Annotated in this window: 15 protein-coding genes; all 15 read right to left on the bottom strand. The window is 73.0% G+C overall.

Features of this window, described 5'->3' with window-relative positions; translation table 11 throughout:
• Positions 1–9: 9 nt before the first annotated feature.
• From FHT38_RS10120 to FHT38_RS10050, 15 genes are read right to left on the bottom strand one after another with little or no spacing between them, the layout of a single operon-like run.
• Positions 10–1,149, bottom strand: coding sequence for a prolipoprotein diacylglyceryl transferase family protein (locus FHT38_RS10120; protein ID WP_183491661.1), 1,140 nt, complete (start codon positions 1,147–1,149; stop codon positions 10–12).
• Between the two features lie 12 nt (positions 1,150–1,161).
• Complete coding sequence (locus tag FHT38_RS10115; protein WP_183491660.1) at positions 1,162–1,737, bottom strand: hypothetical protein; 576 nt, start codon at positions 1,735–1,737, stop codon at positions 1,162–1,164.
• Positions 1,734–4,406, bottom strand: coding sequence for a DUF4157 domain-containing protein (locus FHT38_RS10110; RefSeq protein ID WP_183491658.1), 2,673 nt, complete (start codon positions 4,404–4,406; stop codon positions 1,734–1,736). The genes FHT38_RS10115 and FHT38_RS10110 overlap by 4 nt, the downstream gene beginning before the upstream one ends.
• Before the next feature lie 8 nt (positions 4,407–4,414).
• Positions 4,415–7,048, bottom strand: a complete 2,634-nt coding sequence (locus tag FHT38_RS10105; protein ID WP_183491656.1) for a DUF4157 domain-containing protein — start codon at positions 7,046–7,048, stop codon at positions 4,415–4,417.
• A 1-nt stretch (position 7,049) separates the two neighbouring features.
• Positions 7,050–9,035 (bottom strand): DUF4157 domain-containing protein, encoded by a 1,986-nt coding sequence (locus FHT38_RS10100; RefSeq protein ID WP_183491654.1) that lies wholly within the window; start codon positions 9,033–9,035, stop codon positions 7,050–7,052.
• Positions 9,036–9,068: 33 nt separating this feature from the next.
• On the bottom strand, positions 9,069–11,018 hold the full coding sequence (locus FHT38_RS10095) for a DUF4157 domain-containing protein (RefSeq protein WP_183491652.1): 1,950 nt from the start codon (positions 11,016–11,018) through the stop codon (positions 9,069–9,071).
• Between the two features lie 13 nt (positions 11,019–11,031).
• Positions 11,032–11,907, bottom strand: coding sequence for a hypothetical protein (locus tag FHT38_RS10090; protein WP_183491651.1), 876 nt, complete (start codon positions 11,905–11,907; stop codon positions 11,032–11,034).
• Positions 11,908–11,918: 11 nt separating this feature from the next.
• Complete coding sequence (locus FHT38_RS10085) at positions 11,919–12,764, bottom strand: hypothetical protein (protein WP_091724619.1); 846 nt, start codon at positions 12,762–12,764, stop codon at positions 11,919–11,921.
• A gap of 20 nt (positions 12,765–12,784) precedes the next feature.
• Positions 12,785–14,953, bottom strand: a complete 2,169-nt coding sequence (locus tag FHT38_RS10080; RefSeq protein ID WP_183491649.1) for a phage tail protein — start codon at positions 14,951–14,953, stop codon at positions 12,785–12,787.
• Positions 14,954–14,957: 4 nt separating this feature from the next.
• A complete protein-coding gene (locus tag FHT38_RS10075) occupies positions 14,958–15,944 on the bottom strand; it encodes a hypothetical protein (RefSeq protein WP_175538269.1) in 987 nt (328 codons plus the stop codon).
• A 24-nt stretch (positions 15,945–15,968) separates the two neighbouring features.
• A complete protein-coding gene (locus tag FHT38_RS10070) occupies positions 15,969–18,785 on the bottom strand; it encodes a hypothetical protein (RefSeq protein WP_183491647.1) in 2,817 nt (938 codons plus the stop codon).
• Between the two features lies 1 nt (position 18,786).
• Entirely contained in the window at positions 18,787–20,937 is a 2,151-nt protein-coding gene (locus FHT38_RS10065) for a putative baseplate assembly protein (protein ID WP_183491645.1), read from the bottom strand.
• Between the two features lie 4 nt (positions 20,938–20,941).
• The gene (locus FHT38_RS25620; RefSeq protein ID WP_221213753.1) at positions 20,942–24,481 is read right to left on the bottom strand and encodes a putative baseplate assembly protein; all 3,540 of its coding nucleotides are present in this window, start codon (positions 24,479–24,481) and stop codon (positions 20,942–20,944) included.
• Positions 24,478–24,891 (bottom strand): GPW/gp25 family protein, encoded by a 414-nt coding sequence (locus FHT38_RS10055; RefSeq protein WP_183491643.1) that lies wholly within the window; start codon positions 24,889–24,891, stop codon positions 24,478–24,480. The genes FHT38_RS25620 and FHT38_RS10055 overlap by 4 nt, the downstream gene beginning before the upstream one ends.
• 4 nt (positions 24,892–24,895) lie before the next feature.
• The gene (locus FHT38_RS10050; protein WP_091724614.1) at positions 24,896–25,177 is read right to left on the bottom strand and encodes a PAAR domain-containing protein; all 282 of its coding nucleotides are present in this window, start codon (positions 25,175–25,177) and stop codon (positions 24,896–24,898) included.
• Between the last annotated feature and the right edge of the window lie 9 nt (positions 25,178–25,186).

Raw genomic sequence — 25,186 nt, 5'->3', positions numbered from 1 at the left:
CGGAGGGGATCAGCGCGGGGCGTCCCGCACGATCAGGTGGTAGATGCCGCGTGCGCCGCGCAGCAGGGCCCGCGCGCCGCGCGCGCCGATCAGGTTCGCGATCAATCCGGACAGGACGCGGGCCTCCCGCTCGTCCAGGGCCCGTCCCGCGTGCGAGAGCGCGTACAGCGTCGACGGGCGGCCGTCCACCGACCCCAGCGCCTGACACGAGACGCCGAAGGCCTGCGAGGTGCGCCGCACCGCGATCGGTCCATGCGGCGCCTGTGGCAGCGACCGCAGCGACCGCAGCAGCCGCGCGACCTCGTCCGCGTGGCGCGGCGCCAGGATGCGATGCCGCGCGCGGCCAGTCAGCGCCAGCACCGCCAGCCCCAGCGCCGTCGCCAGTCCCACGCCGAAGTGCCAGTCGGCGCGCGGCAGCCGGCCCTGCCATTCGCTGGCGAGCACCGCCGCCATCAACACGGTCGAGGTCCACTGCGCCTCCGAGAAGCGCCCCCAGTACGGCCGGGCCGCGTCGCCGCGCAGTTCCTCGAGCCAGATCCGCACCGCGCAATAGCAGACGACGTGCAGGGCGAGCACGCTGCCCGCCGGGGCGCCGCGCCAGGCCAACGCGCTGCCCGCCACGACGATGGCGGCGACGAGCAGGGACTCCAGCACCTGGACCGGGAACAGCCGCACGCCGACGTAGCAGGCGGGGAATCCCTCGTTGGCATGCGACTCGCTGTAGCGCACGCCCCAGTGGTGCGGCCGGCCGTGGCAGCAGCCGACCATCAGGCAGCCCTGCCGCCCGAAGACCAGGAAGGCGCCGAGCCACAGCGCGTTGAGGTCCAGCACGCGCAGCACCGGCGCGCCCAGCGCCTGCAGCTGCAGCGCGCTCGTGGCCAGAATCGCGATCTCGTGGTGATAGAAGACCAGCGTCTCCTGGCCGGTGAGGACCTTGGTCGCCATCGCCAGCACGAAGGCGGTGGCCAGGCCGCTGGCCAGCAGGCACGGGACGATCCAGGGCGGCAGCCGCAGATGCCAGGTCAGCACCGACACCAGCGTCGTGGCCACCACCAGACCGACGGCGCCGCAGACCTGGAAGCTCGATACGCGGCGGCCGAGGAGGGTCATCCGCGGCGGCGGGCTGGCGAAGTGACGCGGGACGAGCATGGACGAGCCCTTTCAGCGCACTGGCCGGCGCTCGACCTGCAGTCGCCCCCAGGGCAACTCGTTGAACTGCGCCAGCGTGCAGGACGGGAAGCCATACGCGCGCACGATCGCGCCGGTGATGTTCTGGACATGCAACACCAGCCCCCGCGACGCATGGATGCGTTGGCTGTGGACGCTCCCCAGCCCCGAGCGCTCGATGGCTTCCGCAGGCCCCAGCAACTCATCCAGCGGCCCGGCGGGCACGAGACCGGCCACCTCGATCGCCAGGATCGCCTCGTCGCGCAACCAGACCTGCACGGCATGCGGCACGCGCGGCGAGGGTCCATAGCGCCGGAAGGCCGTCGCCGTGCCCTCGAGCGGAGCGACGCCGTCCGGACCGCCCTCCCCGGGCCCGAAAGCCGCCTCCGCCGCCTGGCGTCCGCACCCCCTGGGCAAGCCCGGCCAGGCATCGAGACGACCCTCGACCAGCGCCCGCATCGCGTCGACGCAGACGGACGGCATGGGTGCATTCATCGGTTCAGCCTCCAGGTTCGATGAGAGGAGCAGCAAGACCACCAGCGCGGCGCCGGCGACGGGACCGGCGTTCATCGCTTCGGAATCAGCAGGCGGGTGCCGGCGGCCAGCGATCCCCACGACGCCGCCGGGTTGGCGTCGGTGAGCGCCGCCACGGTGATGCCGTTCTGCCGGGCGATCTGCACTTGCGTTTCCGATCCACCGGCGCCCGCCTCCACGACGACATGTTCGCGCGCGCCCGGGACATGCAAGGTGCCGGCAACCGGCGAACCGGCGCTCAGGCCCGGATTGGCGGCCACGATGTCGGCCTCCGCCACGTGGGCCGCCCTGGCCAGCTCGCTCACCGTCGTGATGCCCGCCGGCACCGTCACCAGGTCGCGGTCCGCGGCGACCACCGGCGACGCGGTGGCGCCGCCCGGCGTCAGCCCGAGGAACTCCACATGCCCGTGGAAGAAGGCCGCCTTCACGGCGCTGTCTCCCACGGCGGTACGGATGGCCGTCGCATGCTTCAGGTACTCCGCGTAGCTGCCGGCCTCGAACGGCGGCACGGTGCCGGCCGGCGGCTCGGGGAAGTGGCCGCCCTCGATGTCCGCCCGCAGCGCCGCGTTCTTCGGTGCCTTGGGAATCTGGTCGAGCAGCACTTCCTCGCTGAACATCGTGCAGAAGCCCTCCGACATGATGCGGTTGCTGGCGCCGCCGGCGGTGTGAAACACCGGATGCTCCAGCGTGTGGATGTACTCGTGGACCAGGGTCTCCCAGGCGGACCAGCGCAGCGACCGCTGCGCCTCGGAGGGCGCGCCCCCCGAACCCGGCGCGGTCCCCAGGCCGGGGCTCGTGGCCGTGCCGATGACGATCTTGCCGGTGCTCGGATCGGTCAGGGCGAAACCGAACAGGTCGAACAGTTCCAGGTCCGGTTTGTGCGCGTTGACGAAGGGCGTCAGGATCTCGGTCTCGAGGAAGGCCTGTTCCTCGCCGCCACGCGTGGGGCTGAAGTTGTGCGGCTTCATCGCGTCGGCGCCGAAGGTCTCGGCCATCCAGCCCGCGAGATCATGCGCGTCGATCGGCAGATTGGCCAGCGCGCGCTGCGCGCGATCGTTCGCGTCGAACAGGTTCTTGCCGGCGCCCGAGGCCCGGAACGCGAAGCCATGCCGCACGCTGGACTGCGAAGGTGTCAGCGCCGCCACCGAGATCCAGTCGCCGAAGTGCCTGTCCACCACCTTCTTGGCGGCGTTGCCGGGCCCCTCCAGGTCGGCGATCGGCACGCGTGCGGTGCCCGAGACGGCATGGATGCCGGGCATCGTCGCGGTGAGCTCCGCCAGCATGGCTTGCGTCACCTTGGTCTTCAGGTCCGCCTTCAACGCGTTCTTCTGGGCCACCGTTCCCGGCGCGGCGGCGCCGGCGTCCCAGGCGGCGAGCGCCGCGCCCACGGCGGCGGCGGCGGGATGCAGTTCGCGTTGCACCTGCTGCTGCCTGGCCGCGTCCGGCGCGACGGCGCCCGCGTGAAGGTCCTTGCCCTGGGCCACGGCCGGTGCCGCGGTCTTGTCCTTGGAGCAGCGCGACAAGCTCAGACCGCTGCGCAGACGCGGCGCCACCTCGCGCGCCGGGGCCTGCCCGCCCAGCCAGTCCTTCCGCACGAAGGCCTCGGCGCTGCGATCCGCGTCGGCCTCCAGCGAGCCCGCGCGCGCCGCCGCGCCCGGACCGGGCTCGCGGGCATGGCCTTGCTGGACGACATGCGCCAGTTCATGCGCGATCAGCGCATCGCCGGCGGGCGTCCCCGGGTGGAACTCGCCGGCGCCGAAGGCCACGTGATGTCCCACGGTGAACGCACGGGCATTGAACTCATCGGAGAGGCGGCGGCCGGGGCCGTCGTCGTGCAGCCGGACGCCCGCGAAGCTGGTGCCGAACGCGGGCTCCATGCGCTCGCGCACCGACGTCGGCAGGGGCTGGCCCGGCCCCAGTTCCCGCTGGACCGAGGCCGGCGGTCGCGTGGATTGCGCACCGCCCGGGCGCCCCTTGAAGAACATGCCGCCGAAGGCGTCGAGCAGCCCGCCACCGGCCATCGGCGAGGCGGGCATGTCCTGCGGCAGTCCGGTGAGCTCGCCGGTCGTGGCCCAGGTGCGTGCGCTGCGGCCCACCCGGGCCGACACGGCGCCGATGTAGTCGGCCGCGCGCGAGGCGCCGCGCGACTCCGGGGCGTATCGCCTCAGCGCCTGTTCAACCTGGCTGGCGCCGCGTTCCGCGTAGTACCCGAGCCAGTGATCGATCCAGGGACAGCCTTGCGAGTCCCTCCCCGTGCCGGCCATTCCGGCGTCGACCGCCTCGCACAAGGCCACGCGCAACGCGTCGAGGAACTCGCCCTTGCGCATCTGCCCGGGCTGGAGGGGACCCTCGTCATCCGCCAGCAAGGCGCCCCGCCCCTCGGCCGCCGACGGTCCGGACGCCGCCCCCTCAGGCGGGGCTTCGGCGGGTGCCGGCATCGCGGTCGCCTCGAACGAGGCGTCGGACCCCGCCCTCGGTGCCAGCCGGATCGTGGGACTCTCCCGCGGCGCCGCGCCGCCGGCCAGGGACCAGGCCGCCCCGCCGCCCGGTCCCTTCGCCACCGCGCGCGCGACGCGGTCCGCCTCGGCCTCCAACGCGTCGTCGCGCGGGCCCATGGGCTCGGTGAACCGGCCGCGTCCACCCGCGCCGAGTGACGCCCGGCCGACGCTCGGCGAGGTCCTGGAAGCGGTCGGTGCGCGTTTCATGCTGCCGCCTATCTGCGCCGCCCGCCGCTGCCGCGGTTGCGGATCGCGTCGCCGCGCTCGCCCAGCGCCTTCTCCAGGTTGGCGTTGGCGCCCGGCACCGTCGATCCCGTCGCCTCGCGCAGCGTCTTGTCCTTCGGATCCCAGCCGACGGTGCGCTCGGCATCGGCCTTGGACGCCTCGACGGTGGCGTTGGTGACCCACAGGTCCTGGCCCTTGCGCGTCAGGTGAGCCAGCGCATGGCCGGCGTCGATCCGGTTCTCGACGATCGCCTCGTCGCTGGCGCGCACCGCCACGTGGAAGGCCTTCAGCGACGCGCCGGCCTGCTGCAGCAGGTGCGCGCCCAGCATCGCGAAACCGGTGCAGACCAGCGGCCGCAGGCCGAAGATCGACAGCGGCCGCGTGTACAACTCGGCCACGCCGCTGACCTTCATGTCGTCGAACTTGTCGATGACGCGGTGATAGAAGTAGGCCCCGGCGTAGCTGTCGTAGGCGTCGATGACCTCGGCGTTGCCCTTGGTCTTGAGCGCCTTGAAGAAGTCCTCGGCATTGCCCAGCGTCGGCACCGGCGAGGCCGGCTTGACCTGCGCCGCCGCCATCTTGGCCCGCACCGCGAGCTGCTGCTCCAGCACCGACGCATAGATGACGAAGAGGTCGAAACCCATCGTCTCGCGACCGTCGCCGAAGACCAGGTTGAAGTCCTGGCCCAGGTTGCCCTGCGTGCCGGCCAGGTAGGCCTTGATCTCGTCGTCGGTCGGCGCGACGGCGCGGCCCGGCGCGTTCAGCGCCAGGAAGCTGCGCAGCACGAAGAGGATGCGGCCCACCGCCGCCGGCAGTTGAGACGACCGGGTCTTCAGGTCGCGGACCAGCTCCTTGACCGAGCGCACATGCTTGCGGATCGCGTCGTAGGCGTCGTCGATGGCGCTCGCGTCGTTCTGCAGCCCGTCGAGCGCGGCGGCGATGGCATCGGTGTGTTCCTTGATCGCGGCGACGTCCAGCGTCTGGCTCAAGGCCGTCACCCGCGTGTTGACCTCGTTGGACGCGTCGATCGCGCGGTTCAGCGACAGCCGCGTCTGGTTGGCGGCCAGGCGCTGGTCCTGGCTGTCGCCGCCGGTGGCGCCGCTGGTCGAGCGCGCCGCCTTGGTCTTGGCGACGACCTCGTCGAGCTGCGGCCCGATCTCGTCCAGCGCCTGGATGCCGAAGGTCGCGTTCGCCTTGGTCAGCAGGTCGATCGCCTCGGCCACCTTGGCGGCCTCGGCCCGCGCCAGGTCCTTCACGCCCTTGATGTCGGGCACGCCCTGCTGCTTCTGCTGCCCCGTGGCCCAGGCGCTGACGTCGCGCAGGCGCTCGCCGGCGCCGGACAGCGATTGCTGGCGCTCCTGCAGCGGGGTGAGCTTGACCTTGGCCGGCGCCCCTTGCGCGCCGGGCACCGCGGTCTTGGGCTTGCTGGCGCAGCGCTGCAGGCTCAGACCCGAGCGCAGGCGCGGGCGGGCCTCGCGATGCAGACCGGACACCGAGCCGGCGTCCCACAGCGTCGCCGCCACGCCGGCGGCGGACGCATCGGCGTCGTGCTCGAGCGCCGTCGACGTGGCGCCGGAGGCCACGGGCTCGCGAGCGCCGCTGGGGGCGCCACCTGGGGCGCCTTCGCCGCCCTGCCCTTGCTGCACCACGTGCGCGAGCTCGTGCGCGATCAGCGCGTCGCCCGCCGGCGTGCCGGGCTGGAACTCGCCACCGCCGAAGGCGATGTGCGGGCCGATCGCGAAGGCACGCGCGTTGAGCTGGTTGGACAAGCGCGCCGCCGTGCCGTCGGTGTGCAGTCGCACGGCGGAGAAGCTGGTGCCGAAGGCGCCTTCCATCCGCGCGCGCAGGCCGCCGCCGAGCGATTCGCCACGGCCCAGCTGCTCGCGCACCGAGACCGGGTCGGCCGCGTGCGCGCCGCCGGAGCGCGGCTTGAAGAACATCGCGCCGAAGCCGGCGAGCAACCCGCCGCCGCCCGCGGCGCCAGGCATCTCGTCGGGCAGGCCGGTGACCTCGCCGGTGCGGGCCCAGCGCTGCGCGCTCTGGCTGACGCGCGCGGTGACCACGCGGATGTACTGCGCGGCAGTCGGGACGCCGGCGGCCTCGGGGGCGTAGCGCAAGAGCGCGCGTTCGATGTCGACGGCGCTGCGGGTCTCGTAGTAGCCGAGCCAGTGCTCGATCCACGGGCAGCCTTCGGAGTCGCGCCCGGTTCCCGCCAGCGCCGCGTCGACCGCGGCGCAGATGCCGGCGCGCAGGGCGGCCATGAACTCGCCCTTGCGCATCTGTCCGGGGGACGCGTTGGCGTCGTCGGGCACCAGCAGCGGCGAGGCGCTCGTCGGGGCGGTGACTGCCGCGGGCTCGCCATCGCCGGGCTTGGCGGAGCGCTGGATGAGGCTCACCCCTGCCCTCTCCCGCCCCGCGGGAGAGGGAGCAAGAGAGGCAGGATCGGTGGCGGCGGACCAGCCGGACTGGCCGGGGAGCGGCCATCGCCGGCCTTGCAGCACCGCGTCGGCGATGCGGTCGGCCTCGTGCTCGGCGGGGTCGTTGGCCGGCGCGACCGTCTCCTTGAGGGACGGCACGCGCGCGGTGGCCGACGCCGGTTGCGCGGCTGCCCGGGTCGCGTCCATGTCAGGGCGGGCCGAACACGGCCTTGACCTGTTCCGCGAAGAACTTCTTGTCGCGTTCCAGGAGCGAGGGCGACGCGTCGACGCGTGCCTTCAGGTGCGCCACCACGGCCTTGGCGACCTCCGGATGCAGCGCCTTCTTCAGCACGTTGAGCTGGCGCGGCACGTCCACGTCCGGATCGTCGGTGGGATTGGGCGGCGCGGTGCCGGTCTCGGGATGCGCGTAACGACGCTCGCGCAGCTCCGCGAAGATCTCGGTCTCCGCGTACTCGTAGGTGTCGAAGAACTTCTGCCGCAGCACCGGATCGGTCTTCCACTTCTTGCGCTCGGCCTCGGGCATGCGCTCCAGCGCCGCGCTCATGATCTCGGTCGCATAGGCCTTGCCGTACTCGAAGTGACCGCCGAGCTCGTGCGCCACGTTGGGCCACACGTTCTTCGCGTCCTTCTCGGCCAGCTCCACCCATTGCATGCCGACCTCGAGCTCGTCGCCGAGCTGCGCGCCGAAGTAGCCCTGCTCCAGCGCGTCCTTGGGGTCGAACTTCAGGCGCTTGCCCTTCATCACCGTCTCCAGCTCGGTGCCGGCGACGCTGGCCACGACCTTCTTCCAGGCGGCATCGGCGCGCGTCTTCCAGTCGTCCTGCACCTTGGGGTCCAGCTTGGTCCAGGCATCGGCCGGCTTGGGCGGATCGGCGGCCTTGGTCTCGCTCTTGATGATGTCGTCGACGGTCACCGTCGGCGGCGTGACCGGCGGCGGCAGGCCCGACTTCTTCGCCGCCTCCTCGGCCTCCTTGCGCTTGCGGTCCTCGGTTTCCTTGCGCTGCTTCTCGAGGAAGTCGTACTGCAGGCCGCCGAGCCGGTTGATCTCCGCCTCGCGCGCCTTCTCGGACTCGGACTTGCAGCGCTGCAGCCGCAGCCCGCCGCGCGTGGGCGGGCCGCCATGGCGCACCGGCGGGCCGGCGCTACCCTTGCCGTGGAGCGTCGACAGCGCGCCCAACGCCGAGCGGTCGGCCTCTTCCTCCAGGCCGGGCGTTTCCCCCATGTCGCGGCCCGCGTCCGGCGCCCGCGCGCCGTCCTGCTGCGCCACGTGGGCCAGTTCATGGGCGATCAGCGCGTCGCCGCGCGGCGTGCCCGGCTGGAACTCGCCCGAGCCGAAGGCGACATCGCGGCCGATGGTGAAGGCCTTCGCGTTGAGGCGGTCCGCCGCCTGCGCGGCCGTCGCGTCCGTGTGCAGGCGCACATGGCCCAGGCCCATGCCGAGCGCGGATTCCATGCGTCCCCGCACCGGGCCCGGCATCGGCTCGCCGCTGCCCAGCCCCGCGCGCACCGACGCCGGATCGGCCCATCGCGCGCCGCCGGGACGCGCCTTGAAGAACATGCCGCCGAAGACCGCCAGCGCGCCGCCGCCCGGCATCGCGGGCAGGCCCGGCAGGTCCGGGGGCGCATCGATCTCGCCGGTCCTGGCCCAGACCTGCGCGCTGCGCCGCACGCGCGCCGTGACCAGGCGGATGCCGTCCTGCGCGCCGCGCGCGCCGCGGGTCTCGGGCGCGTATCGCTGCAGCGCGCGCTCGACGTCGCCGCTGCCACGCTCGGCGTAGTAGCCGAACCAGTGGTCGATCCACGGGCAGCCCTGGCTGTCGCGTCCCGTTCCGCTCAACGCCGCGTCCACCGCCGCGCAGACATCCCCGCGCAGCGCGGCGAGGAACTCGCTCTTGCGCATCTGCCCGGGGGCCGGCTCGCCATCGTCCGCCACCAGCAGCGAAGCCGGGCGTGCCTGGGGCCCGCTCGCCGCGGACCATCCGGCCTGCTCCGGCCGATGCCAGTCGCCGCCTTGCATCACCGAGTCGGCGATGCGGTCGGACTCGCGCTCGGCGCCCTCATGAAGGGGCTGCGCGGGCGCCGCACCGGTGGACGCGCGCGCGAGCGACGACGAGTCAGCAGCGCTGCGCGTGGCTGCGGCTACGGACTGAGGCGAGGATCTTGCTTGGCTCATGACGTCACGCGGGGCCCGACGCAGAGGCGCGGGTCACAGAATCTGAATCAACTTGGTCTTCGTCCCGGTGCTCCAATGCCGCTCCTGGGCAAAGACCTTGTACCCAAGGTCGCGCGGCAATTGGCGTCTCAACTGCTTCGCGTACTCGATCGTCTTTTCCAGATGCAGCCCTTCCTCCTGACCGATCGCGCCGGGGATCTTTGCCAGGGTGCCTGGCCTGGCGGTGATATCGCCCACGATGATGGTCTTGTCCGCATGGTTGATCCCGATGAGATCCGGACGAGCCCGCTGATCGGTGAACATCGAACTCAGTCTTCGGCCACCGACCCTGGCGTCGCCAAAGCGATTCCTCGGGAAAGTCTCATAGCCTTTGCCCGCGAGCTCGGCGGCCCAGTCCTCGACCTCCATCGACTCGATGCCTGTCCCGATGCTCGCGGCGTCCTTGCCATGCCCCGCGTCCCTCGTCGCCTGAAGTTCCTCAAGCGCTTCACCGGTGTCTTGGGGCCCCTGCACACTGGAGCTCCGGACTGAACCGGACGTCCCTGTCGACGTGTTGGACGGATGCACCTTCGGCGTCCTGAGGTCGGCGACGGTCGTCGGCGTGGTGCGGGCGCCGCTGACCATGCGCGATTCCATGTTGGTCGACACCGTGCCGCCGACGCCCTTGCCCACGCCGGCCGCGGCCTGCTCGCCGGCCGCCGCCTCGCTGAAGACCGCCACCAGCGCGTCGAAGGCCTCGACCGCCTTGTCGACCACGCCCTTGAAGAACTTGAGCGCCCCATTGACCGCCTTGCGCAGCAGCGCGCCGGCCTCCAAGAACACGCCCTTGATCCATCCGAACGCCTGCACCGCCTTGCCCGCCACGAACTCCGCAGCCTTGCCCACCAAGCTGGCGCCCTTGGCGATCAGGTTGCCGATCGCCTCGCTGAACACCAGCATCAGCACCTGCGCGACCAGCGTGCCGACCACCTCCCCGATGCCCTTGCCCATCTCGTAGAAGTCCTTGCCCAGCAGGTCGAAGATCGCATGCGCCCCGCTCGCGCCCATGTCCCGCGCCTTGGACTGGGCCATCTGCATCAGGTTGTCGAGCAGTCCCGAGAACTTCTGCACCGTGCCCTTCGGATCCGTCACGAAGCTCGCCAGCGCACCGCCCAGTTCCCCCATCAACGCGTTGAGCCGGACGTTGAGCTCCGCGATCTTGCGTTGCCGTTCCGGACTCACCGCGATCCCCAGCGGCGACCACTTCGCCAGCCACTCCAGCCCGGACAGGCCGAGCCTGACCAGGCCGACCACGCCCTTGACCAGGTCGGTGATCGGGCTGACCAGGCCGATGACCAGCCCGACGAGGTACCCGCCGTAGAACCTGGCGGCGTTCCACGGCACCATCAATTCGGAGAGATGCGCCTTGGCGGCGTCGGCGCGGCCCGCGCGGACATCGGCCTTCAACCCGCCAACGAATCCCTCGAGCACCGCCTTGATGAACGGCCAGGACGCGTCGCTGGTGGCCTTGCGTCCCACCGTGTCGATCAGCCCCGTTCCCAGCGAATACGGCGCCTCTTCCTCCGGCGCGCACTGGATGCGTTGCACGGGCAAGGCCGGCACGTCGGACGCCAGCAGCGCGCGGGCATCCTGCTCGTGCGCGGAATCGGGCGCGTCGACCACCGGTTCCCGCGCCGCCACCGCCCAATGCTGCTGCGCGACGTGGCGCAGTTCGTGCCGCAGCAAGGCCCGCCCTTGCGGCGACTCCGGCGCATACCGTCCCGCGCCGAAGGCAATGTCGCTGCCGACCGTGTAGGCCGACGCATGCAAGGCGCGGGCGGCGGCATGCGCCCCCGGTCCGTCATGCACGCGAACGTGGCCGAAACCGAAGCCATAACGCTGCGCGGCCTCCTGCTGCACCTGGGGCGGCAGGGGCCGCCCTCCCGCGCCACGCAACGCGTCGACCGCGCGCTCGGAGGGGGCCTTTCGCGTGGGCGTTCGCACGGTCGTCCTGCCGTCAAGCGGGTCGGGCCGGATCCGCCTTTGCCTTCGTCTCCGCTTTCGTCCCCGCCTCCGTCGCCGTCCCGGGCTGGGTCTCAGACCGCGTGCCCTCATTGCAGTTCCACCAATACGGCCCCGTCGTTCGCAGCTGCCGCCGGCAGGCGCAGTTGTCCGGCGCGCTCACCTTGCCTTGCTCGTCCACGGTGACCTTGGCCAGCACCACCCACGGATCGGTCGGGCATGGCGGGCAATCCGGGATGGCGCCCGGTTCCGTGAACTGCGCCATCGACGGTGGCGACGCGTGCGACTCCGGGCAGGCATCGAGCACGCACAGCTCGTACCCGTCCTGCCAGCGCGAGAACTCGCAACCGGTGTCGTCGCAGCCGCAGCCCACCGGCTGCACCCGCACCGGCCGCGCGGCCACCTGCCGGTAGCGCACCGCGACGAACAGCGGCGCGCCGGGATCGCGCGTGGACACGGTGCGGTCCGGGCACAGCGGGTCGATCGCGATGTCGTCGCAGGCATCGCCGCTGACCGCCGACACGCAACGGGTGCGGAGGTCGAAGCACACGTCGCGCTCGATCATGATCTCGTCGCCCTGCGGCCCGAGCAGGTAGCCCGGCTGCACCACCACGCGCCAGGCCTGCGTGCTGGCCTCGACCCGGGCGCCGCACACCACGCCCCAGCCGTGCAGGTAGCGGTTCATGCGGCGCAGCCGGTCGCGGAAGTAGTCCTGCCCCAGCGTGAGGTCGTCGGGCGTGATGAGCTGCCGGGGGAAGAAACGCGGCCGCTCGATCCCGCCGCGCGCGCCGGTGCCCGATCCGCTCGTCGCGGTGCCTCCGCAACCCCCGCCGCAACCGCAGTCGCCCGAGCCTGTCGTCATTGAAGCCATGGTCGTTCCTTTCAGTACTTGCCGCCGCGCCGGGCCTGCGACTCATGACTGAGCGCCAGCACCAGTTCCCACAGCACGTCGGCGCCGTAGACGATCGGCCGGACCGCGATGTCGATGTCCGACAGCTCCAGCGTCTGCCCCGCCGCGGGCAGATGCAGGTTGGCCAGCGTGATGCAGCCCGCGCCGGTGTCGCAGTCGCAGGGTCGGCTGACCCATTCCGCCAGCGCCTGGTAGTTCACGCTGTTGCCCTTGATCAGGCCCGGGATGTCGGCGTCCACCGGGATGTGCGGCGCCTTGCCGGGTCGCAGCACCAGCGAGTAGCCCTCCCGGATCGCCCCCGGCGCGCAGCGCGTGGCGGTGTCGCAGCCGCCGGCCATCACCGGCTCCGGATCGGTCCGGCACTCCTCGTAGCAGACCACCAGGTGCATCCAGTCGTCGTCGCAGTGGCCCTCGCCATCACGGCCGCCGTTACGGCCACCGTTGCGCTGTCCCCGCGCAGCCGCGGCGGCGTTGGCCGCGGCGCCGGTCGGCACGGGGTCCGACTCGGACTCGGCCGGCGGCGCCGCGCGCGACGGCACCGCCAGCGGCCTGGACCGCGACGGCACGACGATCTCGCGCCCCTGCTTGTCCAGCGCCAGCCCGGCCATCACGACCACGCTGTGGTCGTCCTCGCCCAGCTGCACGTCCAGCCCGCACACCACGCCGAAGCCGGCGACCAGGCGGTTGAGCATCCACTGCTTGCGCTTGAAATAGGCCTGCTCGGATTCGAAATGACGAACGTCGAGCAATTGACCGTGGAAGTAGCGCGGACGCGAAAAGCTTCGCAGCGCCTCGCATTCGACCGATTCGTCTCGCATGTGCCTTCTCCTGATGGCCATCAAAGTTGCGCCCGCGCACCCACGCGGCTGTCCACGCCCAGGCGCGCGCGCGGCTCCCCGCCCAGCACCAGCGCGCCCTCGCCCAGCGGGCCCGGCTCGGGCGGACCACCCCCCAGCAGCGTGTCCACGCCCAGGCTCGCCTGGTATCCCACCCGCAGCCCCGGCGCGATCGCGCACAGCTGCCACAGGGTGTGCGCCGGCTTCTCGCGCTCGACGATCTCCCGCACCCGCGCCAGCGTGTCGGCGCAGTGCAAGTCGCGCGGATAGAGCCGCACCAGGAAGCGGTAGGCCGCCTCCTCGAACAGCGGCGTGCCGAAGGCGTCGGACGCGATCAGCCGCGACCGGTCCAGCGTCGCGGTGCTGCCCAGCACCGCACCCTGCGGTTCCGACGCCGGCAGCACCGTGTTGAAGCCGAGCACCGAGTCCCCGCCGTCAGCCCAGGTCCCGGCCTGTCCCTGCTTGCACGAGCTCGACGGCGCCGGCAGCGCCCACCAGCCCAGCGCCTGCAGCGGTTCCTCGATCACCGCCCGCACGCCGGCCTCGTCGCGCAGCGCCTCGCCCAGCCCGGCCGCGGTGCCGCGCCGCGCATGGCGCGCCCAGGCGCCGGCGATCGACGCGCGGCGCGTGGCCTCGTCCTGGGTCTGCGACAGCGGCACGGCCAGGAACCCGGCCAGCCAGTCCAGCGCCTCGTCCGGCGCACCCGCCGGATCCAGCAGCGCCGGCAACTCGCCGGTCGTCGCCTCGATCTCGCGGAAGAAGCTCTCGAACAGGCTGAGGTAACGCAGCAGGAAGTTGTCCCGCGGCCGGTCCGGGTACAGCGACGGCGGACGCTCGCGGTAGATCCCAGGCAGGTCCGGCAGGTAGCTGGCCTGGTCGAAGTCCACGCGCGCCTGGCGCAGCACCGGCGTGCCGTGCAGGTCGTTGGCGAAGCGCGCGCCGATCCACAGCGCCCGCTGCGGCCCGGTGTCGTCCAGGTCGATGAAGAAATCGGTCACGTCGGCGCCGACCGCGCGCCACGGCGCGGCGAAGAGCCCGTCCGCCGTCGGCGGCGGCACGGGCGCGGCCAGCGCTCCCGTCGCGATGTGGAAGGTCACATGGCTGCCCGCGGGCAGGGCGATGCTGGCGTGCAGCCGGTTCCAGACGTGATCGAGCGTGTCGACGGTGATCGCGTCGCTCCACAACCAGCCTTCGGCCGCATGGCTGCCTTGCAGCGCCAGCCGCAGCGGCGCGAGGCCACCGCCAGGCGAGACCCACAACGCGCCGTCGCCGTCGCCGCCACTGCCGCCGCTTGCGCTCGCGCGACCGTCGATCGCGAGCGCGGCGACCGGCCCTTCATAGCCCGCGGCATCGCCGGCGTGGAAGAAGGACCCGTCCTGACCGCGCGACCAGACCGCGATCCGCCGCCGCCCCGGATCGCCGATGAACAGCGAATCGCCGGACACCGCCAGCGCGATGGCGCCTTCGATGCCGGTGGGAATGCTCTCCATCGGCGCGCCCTGCGGCGTGAACGCGGTGACCTGATGCGTCTGGGCGTCCAGCACCCACAGCCGTCCGTCCGACCACGCGATCGCGCACGGATGATCCGCCTGCCCGCTGGCCCGCACCGCGTCGCCGAAGGCAGGTGCCCGGTCGCCCCACGTCGTGATGCACTCGACCCGACCGTCGCCCAGGTCGGCGACGTAGAGCTGCCCCGCCTCGTCCAGCGCCAGCGACACCGGCAGCTGGAACCCCTCCAGCACCTCCACCAGCGCCAGGCTGCCGAGGTCGAAGACCTCCACCCGGTGGTTGCCGGCGTCGGCGACATACAGCGCGCCGCGCGCCGGCGCGATCGCCAGCCCCGCGGGCGCATCGAAGCGCGTCGCATCGCTGCCCGGTCCACCCAGGCACGGCACCGGGCCGATGGCGCCGAAGCAGCCCTCGATCCACGACACCACGCCCCCCGCGGGATCGGTGAAGAACACGGTGCCGCCGGCATCGACGGCCACGCCGCCCTGCGGTTGCGCGTCGGCGAGCGTCCCCAGCGCCGCGGGCAACTCGCCCTCTAACACCGGCAGCGCCGCCAGGCGCAGCGCGCCGTCGTCCCCGCGCGCGAGGCCGTGCCAATGGAAACGCGGCCACAGGCCGTCCTCGTTGAGATGACGGAAGGGTCGGAGGTCCGGTGCGCCCATGGCTTCAGCCCTCCACCCCGATCCACTCGATGCGCCACTCGTCGCGCACCTGCTTGAGCAGCTGCTTGCGGAAGTCCTCGCTCTGCGGATCGGGATCGTCCGCGCCGGGCGGCAGGCTGGCCAGCAGCGAGTCCGGCACCAGCATCGAGAACTTGAACCCGGCCTTGTCCGCCGCCAGCAACATCACGAAACCGTCGACCAGGCGCACCACGTCGCGATCGCCGACGTCGAAACTGAAATCGCGCCGGCCCAGCACCTGCGCCGAGTAGCAGGGCATGGTCCGGAAACCGGCCGAGGTGGTGTCAACCACCGCCTCCAGCTGCAGCCCGAAGCCCGAGGCGCCCGCGCCGGCCGCCGGCATCGTCCAGGCCGGCTTGGCGACCAGGCCGCTGGCCACGTAGGGCTGCGCGGCCGGCCGCGCGTTGCGCCGCTGCGCCAGCGACAGCGGCTGCTCCAGCCGGCAGTTGAGCACCTGCGCCCGCGCCAGGCGCAGCTGGGTGCCGTTGACGACCGCGTCGCGCAGCTTCGCATCGGTGGGCAGGTAGTCCGGCGCCGGGCCGAGCCGCACCCAGCAGAACACCGGCGTCTCGCGCAGCCGGATGGCGCCGCCGGTGGCGCCGCACGCGCCCTCGCGCGTCTCGGCCACCTCCAGCGCCTCGGTGGGATAGGACACCGTCAGGTCGAAGAACACCGGCGCGCCGAAGTCGTCGCCGGCCACCGGCGGCACCGGCTGCACCACCGCGTCGGCCAGCACGATCTCGCGGCCGCGGGCGTCGATCGCGTAGCCGGGCTGGATCGAGACCTCGCGCGCACCCTTGGTGCCGGTGGTGGCGAACCCGGCGCCGATGCCGGGCTGGTGCAGGCTCTGGTTGTGCAGCCAGCGCATCTGGCGGTTGAAGTCGTCCAGCTCCTGCAGGTCCGACGCGAACAGGCGCTGGCCGTTGAAGAAGCTGCTGCGCTCCGCGAAACGGGTGTCACCGATGAGGGCCATGATGTCCGGTTCCTTCCTCAGGGGTCAGGCGCAGGGATCGCCGGGTGTCTGCCCGGGGCAGTCGGTCACGGGCCGGAACTCCTGCTGGCAGCCGAACCAGCGCACCACCAGCCGTTTCTTCTGCGCGAAAGTCACGAAGGCGGCCGGGAAGTCGCTGTTGAAGCTGGTGATCAGCGACAGCGTCTCCGGCCGGAAGCGGTAGGCCGGCGTGGTCGCCGGCGTGACCGCGTACAGGTGCAGCTCGGCGTCGATCGGATACGGCCAGGCCGCGCGCGACTGGTAGACGCCGGTGTTCAGGTCCAGTCCGTACAAGGTCGCGATCGCGCGGCCGTCCAGTCCGCCGGCCGAGTCCATCCGCACCAGCGGTTGCCAGGTGGCCGGGAAGTCCATGGGCCGTGCCGGGTCCCAGGTCAGCGCCGCCGGCCCGACCAGCCCGCCGTCGATCCAGCCCTGGTCCACGATGCCGTCGCCCTGCGCCAGCGTGGGCCGCACCGTGACGGTGTTGCCCACGATCTGCTGCACGTAGGCGCCGTTGGAGACATCGGCGTGATGGACCAGCAGCCCCGCGACGTCGTTCGGGCCGAAGACGAGGTCGTCGGCGACATCGAGCTCCCGGGGATCGGCATCGACGCGGGTGATCCGCGCGCTGTCGCGCCAGTGCACCGTCGCGAGCCGGTCCCCGGTGGCCAACGCCCCCGGCGACCCGGACAGCACCAGGTCGACCCCGACGATCGCCACCACTTGCGCCACCGCGCTCTCCAGCGTCACGCTGCCATTGAGCGGCCAGGCCATCACGCAGTCGCCGACGGCGAAGGCGGCGGACTCGGCCAGCGTGATCCGTGTCTCGTCGGTCTGTTGCGCCACCACCGTCGCGACGCGGCCGAAGCGGCCGACGGCCAGCAGGTCCAGCCGGCGAGCCGTTTCCACCAGCGGCGACCCCAGGCCCAGCAGCGTGCCCGTCACCGCGGCCACCGATGCCGGCGGCGGCGACTCGGCGCCGTCGGCCACGCGCAGCCGCAGCACGTCCTTCACCCGCGCGGCGCTCGCGCGTCCGACGCGCACTTCGTTCGGCCGCTTGGGCTCGAAGGCGTCGATCGTCGTGGCGCAGCACCAGTCCGCCGCCACCAGCCGATCGCCCACCGCCAGTCCCAGCCCGGCGCTGAGCACCAGCGCCTTGCGCTTCTTCACGATCTTGTCCACGACGGCGACCAGGGACAGGTCCCGCATCGGCGCCACGACGTCGCCCACGGCGAACGGCGCGACGTCGCTGACGCCCACCTCGCTGCTGGCCTTCGGGACCAGGCGCTGGATCGTCAGGCCGCCGGACAGCGGCACGGCGCGCGTCAGCGTGGCCACCTCGGCCGCCGTCGGCGGCGGCTGCAGCTCGAGCTTCACGCCGTCGCTCACCGTCACCTCGGGCGCCGTCGCCAGCGGCTGCCGGTCCGCGTCGAGCAGCACCGCCCGCGCGCCCTTGCCCAATCCCTGCTGCGCCGACTTCAGTTCCAGCTGCAGCGACTTGCCGTCGGCCGACAGCGTCGCGCGCTTGATGTCGATGGCGTCGGTCGTCCGCGCCACGTGCAGCCCGTCGCTTTCCTTCCAGGCCGGCGGCGGCTGCTCCACGGTCATCCGGCCGGCGCTCACGCCGTCGATCAGCGCGACGGCGCCGTCCGAGTCACGGTGCAGCACGTCGCCCTTCTTGATCGCCGGCGCGGCGGTGTAGTCGGCCAGCATCGCCGCGCTGTCGTCGGGCACCGTCACCACCTCGGCCAGGCGCGGCAGGTTGCCCAGCGCCAGCACGCTGTCGTCGACGCGCACGCCGTCCAGCGGCGCGGAGAGCGTCACCGTCGATCCCTCGGCCGCGGTCAGCGACACCGCTGTGCGGGCCCGCGGCCGCAGCAGCGCGATGACGTCGTTCGGCTTGAAGACGGCGGCGTCGTCGAGGTCGATCGAGAGCTGGTCGCCCGCGCCTCGCCGGATCGCCGACACCCGCGTCTGGCCGTACCAGGCGGCGACGCGGCGGCGCCCGATCTCGGCCATCAGCAGCCGGAAGGTGAAGCCGTCGACGGCCGGATCGGCCACCTCGGGGAAGAAGGCCGGCGCGAACTCGGCCTTGGCCAGGTTCCAGCTGCGCGCCTGCACGTTGGCCACATAGCGCGGCACCTCGGTGAAGCCGCTGGCGGAGGTGTCGACCCGCGTCTGCACGCCAACCACCTTGCTGACGATGCCGCCGCGGCCGTCGGGGGACTCGACGATCCACGGTTCCCAGGGCGTGCCGCCCTCGACCGTCTCGCCGCGCGCCAGCCGCGGCCGGGCCAGCGGCCGGACCCGGGGCGGGCGGAAGTCGGTCTTCAAGCCGCCGTCGTAGCGGGCCAGCACCGCGCCGTCCGGCGCCTCGTTCGCGGCGATCGGCACCCAGGCCAGTTCCACGTCGCTCTCGAGCAGGCGCGCGTCGTCCAGGACGCAGCCGGGCTCGTCGGGCACGCAGCACGTCCCGCTTCCGTTCCCGCCGCCGCGGCGCGTGGCGCGCAGGCGCAGCACCAGCCAGGCGGCCTCGGTGGGCAGCGGCACGCGGCGCGCGCGCTGCAGGATCAGCTCGCGGCCGCGGCGGTCGTAGGCCAGCCCGCAGGCGACCTCGATGCCGGTCACCTGGCCGGTCCCGTCTTCAGTCACTTCAGCGCTCACCAGGCCGAAGGCGATCCCGCCCGTCTCATGCAGCGCGCGGTTGTGCAGCTGGCGGCGCAGCGCCTCGAAGCGCTGCTGGTCGCGCGCGTCGCGGCTGCGCAGCGTCTGGCCCTGCCAGTACTGCAGCCGTTCGAGATCCCGGCGGTACGGCGTCGACATGTCAGGCCACCTCGATGTTGTGGCGGCCGGCGGCGACCAGCCAGTCCGGACGCAGGCAGACATTGCCGCAGTTCGGCGCGCAGCCCTCGGCGATGAGCTCGAGCGCGATCACGTGGTCCACGCCCGGCGTCTGGTCGATCACCTGCATCACCTCGGCGCGGTAGACGTCACGGCCCAGCGGCCAGCCGGCGGCGTCGGGGCCACCGCTCACCGGGTCGAAGAACCCGTCCAGCGCCGCCGACACCTCGGTGGCCAGTCGCTGGCGGTCGATGCCGTCCAGCGCCTGGACGCGGGCGCGGACCGCCACCTCCAGGTAGCCCGGTCCGGCCACGACCACGCGCGTGCCGAGGACCCGGCGCGTCTCCAGCCGCGCGGCGACCCGGTCGAGGACGCCGCGGCTCGGGAACGGCCGGCCGAGCGGCAGGAATGGCAGCACGATCACGGTGACCATGCCAGGGGCGTTCACGCAGGCCAGGCCGGGACAGAAGTTGGGCAGCGCGATGGCGCGGGCCACGCGCAGGCCGGGCGTGGCGAGCGCGAGCGCCTCGAAGTCCTCGCGGGTCACCGCGCGCAGGCGGGCCTCGCGCTGCTCGATCGCGCGACCCAACGCATGCGCCAGCGTCTCGGCCGGCGCGGCGTCCTCCAGCACGATCGGCACACCAGCGGCGATCCGCCCGATCGCGCCGGCATCCGGCAGGAACACGCGGTTGCGCGGGCTGTCGGCCAGCCCGTCGATGCGCGCGACCGCCGGCGCCGGTCGCGTCCACGCGTGGAACGCGAAGACCTGGCAGCCGCGCGGCAGGACGCGACCCCGCTCGCCATCGCCACCGACGACCTCGCCGCTGGTCGGATCGAGCGTGAAGTGGGCGTCCGAGCGCGACGAGGCGCTGAAGTCGTCCACCCGGGTCCAGGCGCGCGGATGGCCGTCCTCGACGGAGAAGAGCCGCAGCGACGCCTCGACCACCGGCCGCTGCGCGAGCGTCAGGCGTTGGGACGGCTCGCCACTGCCCGTGCCGGCGAGCGTGCCGTCGACGGCCAGCAGGCCCGGGTCGGTCGCGCTTGCCGCGGTGTAGGCGAGCACGGTGAAGACCGGCGCCTCGCCCGAGGCGTCCACCGACAGCGCGACGACCCGCCCCTGCTGCAGCGTCAGGCGCAGCGCGGCGCCCTGCCCGGGCGTGATCGGACCGCCGGTCACGACGGTGCCGGGCGCGATCGGCCAGGAGGTCCAGACCGGCGTCGATTGCTCCAGCTGGACGCCATTGAGCAGCAGCCGCCGCAGGCGCGGCGCGGCATCGAAGGCACCGTCGACCAGCCGGGCCCGCACCCAGCACTGCGGCTGCGCGACGCGGCCCAGCACGGACGCCTTCATCGCCGCGCCCGGCCGCAGCCGCAGCGCGCCGTTGAGGCTGAACGAGCGGGTGTCGTCGTCGACCTCCAGCGGCAGCCAGCGGCCGGCGGCGCCGTCGTCGGCGAAGTACTCCCAGACCAGGCGCGCGCCATGATGGACGAGCGGCGCGTCGATCGGCGCCTCCTCGGCCAACCGGGCCCGCTCGCTCAACCGCGCCTGATCGCCCTCGATGCAGACGAACACCTGGGACCACCGCCCCGCCGGCAACGCGCGGTCGAAGCCGATCTGGCATTCCGCGCCGACCGCCGGGTCGTCGCCGAAGGCGGCGAAGGTTTCCTGGCGCGACCAGGCCGCCGTCAGGTTCTGGAAGCCGGCCGCATCCTGGCGCTGCACGGCGCGCAGCACCGCGTCGACGACCTCGATCGGTGCCGTCGTGCGCAGCGGCGCCGCCGTCGCGTCCAGCCGCATCCCGTCGAACTCGGTGCCGGCCGGCAGCACGACCGGCGAGGCCACCGGCGACGGCCCCGCGGCGATGCGCAGCTCGCTCACCAGCGTCGCGGGCCGCGGCGGCGCGCACCGGATGTCCATCAGCGCCAGCAGGCGCCGCTTCTGCGCGTCGGTGAAGCGGTTGAGGCGGTAGAGGTCCGTCTCGGCCACCGACGCCAGCAGCTCCATCAGCGTGATGCCGGGGTCCGATGCGTTGTGGTCGGTCCACGCCGGCGCGACCAGCGGGATCAGCGCCCGGCCCTGTTCGACCAGGTCCGACCAGCGGCGATCGTCGAGTTGAGGCAGGGGGATGCTCATGGCGTCACGCTTCCGATTCGTCCAGACGCAGGACCAGGGTCCCGGCCGCCACCACCGCGTCGTCGGGCACGCGTACCGACTCGCCCTGCGGCACGCCGTCCAGGACGAGGTCGAGCGCCTCGATGTAGTCGACGCCCGGCGTGCGTTCGAGCTCCGCCGCGACGTCCGACACGTACACGTCGCGCCCCAGCGCCCAGCCGGTGCCCCCCGGGCCGCCAACCACCGGATGGAGGAAGCGCTCGAGCGTTTCGCGCACCGCGCGCTCGACCGCACCGGCCTGGCTCGGATCGAGCGGCACGATGCGGGCCGACACGCCGACCGGCAGGTAGGTCGGGCCGGTCACATGGATGCGGTGCAGCGCGGCGAGATCGGCGGGCGCGCGCGCCTCGATGTGGCGGCGCACCTGTTCGCGCAGGCCGAACGACGGCTGCGGCCGCGCGTCCAGGCTGCCCGGCACGATCAGCACCGTCACCCAGCCCGGCAGCGTCCGTCCGCCGGGGCTGCGGCCGGCGATGGCGCGCACCATCTTCACCGCCGGCGAGGCCTCGACCGCCAGCGTCTCGTAGTCCGAAGGCGTCAGCGCACGGCCGCGGTGGCGCACCGTGCGCGGTCCGCGGTCCAGCACCGCCGACGGCGCTTCGCCGTCCGCGCCGCCCTCGGCCGCGCGCGGGTTGAAGACCGCCTCGATGCCGGGCACGACGCCCAGCAACTGCGCGATCGCGCGGGCCGGCACGTTGCCGCGGGAGCCACCGCCGACGCTCATCCGGCGCACCAGGATCGCCGCCCCGGCCGGCGGCACGCGGCCCGACACGCCGTCGCCGAAACGCACTCGCCCGCTGGCGCCGTCCAGCGCGTAATGGCGGTCCGTCGGCGACGAGAAGAACAGCTGCTCGCGCCGCTCCCACAGCACCCAGGCCTCGGTGACCTGCTTGTGCCGGTTGCGGGTCAGCCGCAGCGGGCCGAGCGACACGCTGGGCTCGGTCGACTCGACCGCCAGCAGCCGCTCCAGCCGGCCCAGCACGGCGCTGTCGCCCTGCCACAGTTCCATCGCCAGGATCCGCCACTCGACATTGGCGCGCGCGCCGCCGAGCTCGCGCACCTCGAGGCGCTCGCCGGCCAGCACCGGCGTCTGCGTCAGCAGGAACACCTGGTCCGGCGTGCCGTTGCTGGTGCCCAGGGGCAGGTCGTGAAGCGTGTGGCGCTCGCTCGCCCACACCGCGTTGACATGCAGGCCGGCGAAGACGGGCTCGCCCGGCGGGCCGTCCTCCTTCAGCCGGGCGCGCAGCCAGTGGCGCGGCGTGCCGAAGCGCGCCAGCTCGGCGTCGTCCGCCTGTGCCAGCACGTTGACGATGCCCGGTCGGCGCAGCGCGCCGGTCTCGTCGTCGGCCGGCGTGCGCGTCCAGGCGTCGCCGTTCCAGTACTCCCAGACCAGCGCCGGACCGGCCGGCGTGTCCGGCGCCTCGACGACGTCGACGAACAGGCCGAGCTGGTCGACCGGCGGCGCCTTGTCGAAGCCCAGGTAGAGCGCCGGGGTCAGGTCGCCGACCCGCTCGAACGGCGCGAAGGTCGTGCCGGGCCACATCGCCTCGGCGGTGCGGTCGACAAAGCGGAAATCGTTGCGGGCCAGCACGCGTTCCGCGTGGAAGGGCCCGTACTGCCAGGTGTAGCCGATCGAGAACGCGCCCAGCACCGGCGGCTGCGCGACGACGTAGGTGAAGGTGTTGACCGCGCCGCCCGCCGCGTCGGCGTTGAAGCCGACGGTGCGGCTGAAGCCGTAGGAGCCGCTCTGCAGGCGCACGCGCACCCAGCGCGCCTCCTGCTGATTGACGCTGACCGGCGCCATGTCGATCGGCACGGTGAAGTCGATGACCTCGGTGCGGTCGAGGTCGCGCTGCGAGCCGGCCAGGCTCGAGCTCACCGGCAGCGGCGCCCACAGCCGGCCGTTCCAGTACTCCCAGTCGAGCTGGTGCGCCAGCGCGGCGGAACCCGCGATGGCGCCCTGGTCCTGCGGCGACAGGCTGCGGCCGACGAACAGCCGCACCTTCGCCAGCGGCTTGCCGAAGGCCTCCTCGCTGGTGAAGTAGAAGGCCGAGCCCGGCTGCGGCTGCTGGCCCAGCGGATAGAAGGGTTTGCTGACGTCGAGCGCGGCGCCGTCGGCGAAGGCCTTGTCCGGCGCCAGGCCGGTGACCGACAGCGTCAGGTCCACGACGCTCCGAGTGGCCGACGGCGCGGGATGCGCGTGCCGCGAGGCCTGCGGCGCGGTGAAGACGATGCCGGCGAAGGCGACGCTGAACAGGTAGTCGCGCGTGAAGTTGACGTTGGCGATCAGGTAGGCGCCGGTCTTGCCGGTCGGCTGCGAGGTGTAGGCCGCGCGCGTCGGGTCCGCCGGGTCGGTCAGCCGCACCACCGCGCCCTCGACCGGCTGGCCCGCGTCATTGCGGACGATGCCGCCGAGGCTGTTGGGCGCGGACGGTACCGGTGACTCCGCCGCGATCGCGAGGATGCCCGGCGTGCCCTGCCCCATCTGGGTCTGTGGCGCCACCGGCTGGCCGACCGCGATGCGCCCGCGCAGCGCGCCGTTGACGGTGCTGGACAGGCGGATCGTGTCGACCTCGGGCAGCGACTGGCCCGGATCGGGCGGCAGCGACTCGTCGAGCCGCGCGCGCAGCCAGTAGCCCTCGATGCCGTTCACCGTCGTCTTGCCGGCGGAAGCGCAGTCGGTCACCAGTTGGAAACTGCCGCTCTGCGTCAGACCGTTGGTGCTGTCCACATCGGTGACGACGGTGTCGACGCCCTGGTCGTCGAGGTCCTCGTCGTCCTCCCCGTCCTCCTCGTCACCGGCGACGTCGCTCGTCGCCGAGCCGCGGCATTCGGTGCTGGTGTCGATGAACCCGCGCCAGGTCACGCCGTCCCAGTACTCCCAGACGATGTCCAGCGGCGTGGTCGCGTCGTGCTGCAGCTCGAACTCGACCGACAGCTTGACCCGGCCCGACAGCGCCAGCAGCACCGGATGGGACAGGTAGAGCTCATGCGGCGTCGGCCGCAGCAGCCGCGCGGCGAAGGGCTCGACCGGCTGGCCGGCGAGGTAGGCCGCGCCGTGGTCGACGTACTGGTCGCGGCCGGGCCACAGGCTCACCAGCTCCACCAGGCGACCGGCGGTGACGCCGACGGCGCGTTCGGTCTCGAACAGCACCTGCTCGCTGCTGCCGGCCGGCGGCGGCGCCCCGACCGGCGTGCGGGCCGGCGCCGAGCCGCCCGTCGCCTGGTCGGAGAGCCGGAACACGACCGGCGCGCGCGCCTCCTGCGCGGGCACCAGACTGAGCCCGGCGACGTCCAGGAAACCCAGCTTGAGCTTGTCCGGCACCTGGCCGAGGCGTTGCGTCAGCGCCCCCAGGTAGCGGGCCGCGATCGCGGCCAGGCCGGTGCCGGCGCCGCGGTCCGCCGCCAGCCATTCCGGCGTGTAGCCGGCGCGGCGCGCGAGCAGCTGCGCCAGCAGCGCCGGCGCATCGCGGCCGTCGAGTTCGACGCGGGGCGGGGTGTTCACTGCGCCGATCCTTCCTCGAGGTAGAACGGGTAGACGAGGTTCGCATGCGAGTTGGTCGCCCGCACGCGGTAGCTCATCTCGATGCGCACCTTGCCGGTGTCGGCGACATCGGCGACGGCGGTCACCGCCGTCACGTCGATGCGCGGCTCCCAGTCGACCAGCGCCTCCATCACGCGCTGGCGGATCGCCTCCAGCGTGGCGGGGTTCAGCGGCTCGAAGACGAACGCGTTCAGGCCGGTGCCGAAGTCGGGCCGCATCACACGCTCGCCGGGGTTGGTGCCGACGATGATCAGGATGGCCTGGCGCACGTCCTCGTCATAGGCGGCGGTGGCGGTCTGGCCAGCCTCGATGCCGACCGGGAACGCCCAGCCCTGGCCGAGGAAGGTGGACGGCGTCTGAGCGGCGGCCATGGCCTCAGCCCCCGATCTCGACCAGCGGGCAGCCCATCACGATGGGCGCGCCGCAGCCGCTCATGTCCCCGACGCGCGCGGCCGGCCGGCCTGCGATCAGCACCGTGGCGCTGCCCTTGGCGATCGGCGTGGGCGGATGCGGGCCGGCGGTCGGCGGCATCGAGCAGGCGTGCAGGTCGCCGACGACCGCGGCGGGCATGCCGCCGATGAGCACCATCGCCACGCCGGGGCCGGTGATGACGCCAGGATGACCGGTGGGGTCGCCCACGCGGGCTGCGGGAGGCATGGTGTCGTC

The organism is Mitsuaria sp. BK041, from assembly GCF_014193085.1.
Lineage (GTDB): Bacteria > Pseudomonadota > Gammaproteobacteria > Burkholderiales > Burkholderiaceae_C > Roseateles.
The sequence above is the reverse complement of the archived record's forward strand: the minus strand, read 5'-3'. Positions and strand labels throughout refer to the sequence as shown.